This window comes from Kribbella sp. NPDC048915 (genome assembly GCF_040649595.1).
Taxonomy (GTDB): Bacteria; Actinomycetota; Actinomycetes; order Propionibacteriales; family Kribbellaceae; genus Kribbella.
Map to the genome: position 1 here is coordinate 1 of NZ_JBEZFT010000085.1, position 3180 is coordinate 3180.

A 3180-nucleotide genomic window follows, 5' to 3' on the forward strand; every position below is an offset into this window, starting at 1 on the left:
TCCGCCGCAAGGTGGGTTCACCCATCGTGTTGTGGGTTCCGTACCCTTCACACGGGTCAGGAACCCACAACACCGTGGGTGAACCCACCGTGTGGGAACGCGCGCGGCGTCCAGCGCGATCCAGCGTGGTCCAGCGCGGTCCAGTCCAGCGCGGTCGGGCGAGATCCAGCCCGGTCGGGCGAGGTCCAGCGTGGTCCAGTCCAGCGCGGTCGGGCGCGGTCCAGCGCGGTCGGGCGAGGTCGGGCGAGGTCAGCGCGGGCGCCGACTCGGTCATCCAGCCCCACCCACGGATCGGTCACAAGAGCCGGTTATCCGGCTGTCGGCGCGGCGTCGCGGTACTGGGCGCGGATCTCGGCCATCGGCTCGAGACCGGCGGCCGTGTACGTCGCGACCGCGCCGACGTTGCTGGCCGGCGTGACCGTGTAGACGCTCGAGGAACCCAGCTCCTGCAGGTGCTGCGCGCACGCGAGCACCATCGCGGTGCCGTATCCGCGGCCGCGGTGCAGGCGATGCACGCCCATCGGCTCGATGTAGCCGGGCCGGCCGGCGCCCGCGGACCAGACGGTCGCGGCAGCCACCGATTCGCCGAGCTTGTTGCGGAGCACGAGGCAGCGCGCGTCGGCGTACGGCAGGCCGTCGGACATCGCGAACCAGCGCTCGTTGGTGAACGTCGACCCGTCGAACGAGGCGCGCTGGACCGACACGCGCTCGTGCGCCTCCTCCGGGCCGACCACGTCCACCCTGGCGCCCGGATCCGGCACGGGCTCGGTCAGGTCGCGGCGCACCGGTACCCAGGGCGCGTCGGCGTTCCAGCCCTGCTTGAACAGCAGCTCCTGGACGAGCGCACCCATCGGCGTGTCGACGTACACCTTGCCGTCGATCAGCACGCCGTTCGCCGGCGCGGACACGTCGTCGACGATCCGGTGCGCCAACTCCTCGTCCCGCTGCACCTCGGGCGCGATCGACATCCGCAACCAGTCCGGCTCGTCCAGCATCCCGATCGCGACGATCTGCCCACCCCGCCGCCACACCCGCGTCGCCGCCGCCGTCCGATCCTCCCCGAACCGCCAGTACCACCCGAGATCCCCCGGATGCAGCTGCAGCGGGACGTCCTCCCGCGTCCACTCCCGCAACATCGCCACCACATCCCCCAGCTCCCCGATCCCGGGCGTACTCAACTCGATCGCCATCCCCCGATCACACACCACCACCCCACCCCAGCCAAACCGACCCACCGCGCCCACCGCCCGACCGCCCCGGGGCACTTTGTGCATGGGATCCGTGTTTTTCGGCCGCGAAAGTACGGATCTCGTGCACAAAGTGGGTTTTCCACAGGGGCTCCGACGGGTGGCTGCCGTTTCCGGGAGGATGGGGTGGGTGAAGCGGCTCGGGGACGACGTACGGGAGCGGCTGGCGCGCGGGCTGACGAGCCCACTACGCCATGCGGATCTGCTGGCGCTCGGCCTGCAGAAGTACGACGTGGAGCGGCTGCTGCGCCGTGGTGCGCTGCAACGCGCGTACGGGCGGTACGTCCGCGGCGACTCCGATCAACACCTCGCCCGCGCCGCGGCGGCGCAGGCGGCGCATCCGCGATCGGTCATCAGCCACTTCACAGCCGCCGAGCTCACCGGTCTCAGAACCTGGACGGACGCGGGCCGACGTACCGCACCGCACAAGGTCTGGCTCACGTGCGAACCCGGCCGCCGCCGCAACCTCAAGCGCACCGATGTCGTACTGCGCCGCGCCGGCCTGAGCGCCACGGATCTGCGCCTGCACCGCGGACTCTGGCTCACCTCAGACGCTCGTACGACGATCGACCTCGCCCGAGAACTGCCCCTGCGTGAGGCCGTCGTGACCGTCGACCACGCGCTCGCGAGCTCGGTGTCGCGCGCGGAACTCGAAGCGGTTCTCGATCGCCAGTCGCGCTGGCCCGGCGTACAGAACGCGCGGGCTGCTGTCGCGCTGGGCGATCCAGGCGCCGAGTCCGCACTGGAGTCGTACTCGCGGATGGTGCTCCTTTTCGGCGGGCTGCCGGCTCCGGTCCTCCAAGTGGAGTTCTGGGACGGGTACCGGTGGCTGACGATCCGCGTCGACCTCTGGTGGCCCGAGTTCCGTACCGTCGGAGAGGCCGACGGACTGGAGAAGTACGAGGCCGCGACCCCGGCCGAACGCCGCCGCCTGCTCCGCCGCGCCCATGAACGCGACCAGCGACTCGCTGACCTCGGCGTCGAGGTCGTCCATTTCGGCTGGGAAGATGCCGTCCACCACCCTGCGGACCTGGTCCGCCGGTTCGAGACCGCCTTCACCCGCGGCGCCCGCAGGACCGGCCCCGCCCCCACCTGGCGCCCCGCCACCCCCACCGCCCGCGCCGCCTAGCCACCACCACCGCGCCCCGCCCACCGCGACCGACCGCGACCCGCCGCGCCCCGCGCCCACCGCCGCCCGGCGAACGCCGCCCGTCGCCCCTCGCCCCTCGCCCCTCGCCCCTCGCCCCTCGCCCGTCGCGGCCGATGGTCCACGCAGTAGCGGCACTTTGTGCACCAGATCCGTACTTTTCGGCCGCGGAAGTACGGATCTGGTGCACAAAGTCGTCTTGACGGCACTGGGTGTGGTCGGTCGGGCGGTGCGCGTGGTGGACGGGGGCGAGCAGGTGTGAGGTGGCGCACGGTGGGGCGGGGGGCTTGTTTGCGATTTCGGGGGACCGGGCACGGGGCGAGGGCTAGTGACAATCGACGGATGGAGTGGGCTGTGCTGACCCTGACTGAGAACGCGACGCTGGTGATCAAGAGCATCACCGGGGTCGAGGGCGCGCCGGAGGGGGCCGGGGTGCGGATCTCGCAGGACAACCCGGCGGATCCGGCACTCGCGGTGACGACGACGGAGGCTCCGCAGCCGGGCGACCAGGTGGTCGAAGAGGCGGGCGCGCGGGTCTTCCTGGAGCAGAACGCGGCGAACGCACTGGACGACAAGATCCTGGACGCGGCAGTCGACGACAAGGGCGGTGTCGAGTTCCTGCTGGTCCCGCAGCCGGGCCCGGCGAACGGCCAGGCGCCGACGCCTTAAGACTTCCGGATCCGCACGCCGGCCGAGAACCATGAGCCTCGACCGGCGTGCTCACCACGTAGCGGCCGGTCCCTTCGAGGGGCGGGCGCGGGTGTGGTTGGGCCACCCACGGGTGAG

The 3180-nt window shown here is 71.7% G+C and carries 3 protein-coding genes; 2 read left to right on the top strand and 1 reads right to left on the bottom strand.

Annotated elements, in window-relative coordinates; all coding sequences use genetic code 11:
* Window positions 1-308: 308 nt before the first annotated feature.
* A complete protein-coding gene (locus AB0B82_RS29750) occupies window positions 309-1190 on the bottom strand; it encodes a GNAT family N-acetyltransferase (protein ID WP_360175813.1) in 882 nt (293 codons plus the stop codon).
* A 187-nt stretch (window positions 1191-1377) separates the two neighbouring features.
* Here AB0B82_RS29750 and AB0B82_RS29755 point away from each other — a divergent pair, with 187 nt between their 5' ends.
* Together AB0B82_RS29755 and AB0B82_RS29760 are read left to right on the top strand one after the other, a co-directional pair.
* Window positions 1378-2376, top strand: a complete 999-nt coding sequence (locus AB0B82_RS29755; protein WP_360175816.1) for a hypothetical protein — start codon at window positions 1378-1380, stop codon at window positions 2374-2376.
* A 372-nt stretch (window positions 2377-2748) separates the two neighbouring features.
* Entirely contained in the window at window positions 2749-3063 is a 315-nt protein-coding gene (locus tag AB0B82_RS29760; protein WP_360175819.1) for a Fe-S cluster assembly protein HesB, read from the top strand.
* Window positions 3064-3180 lie beyond the last annotated feature (117 nt).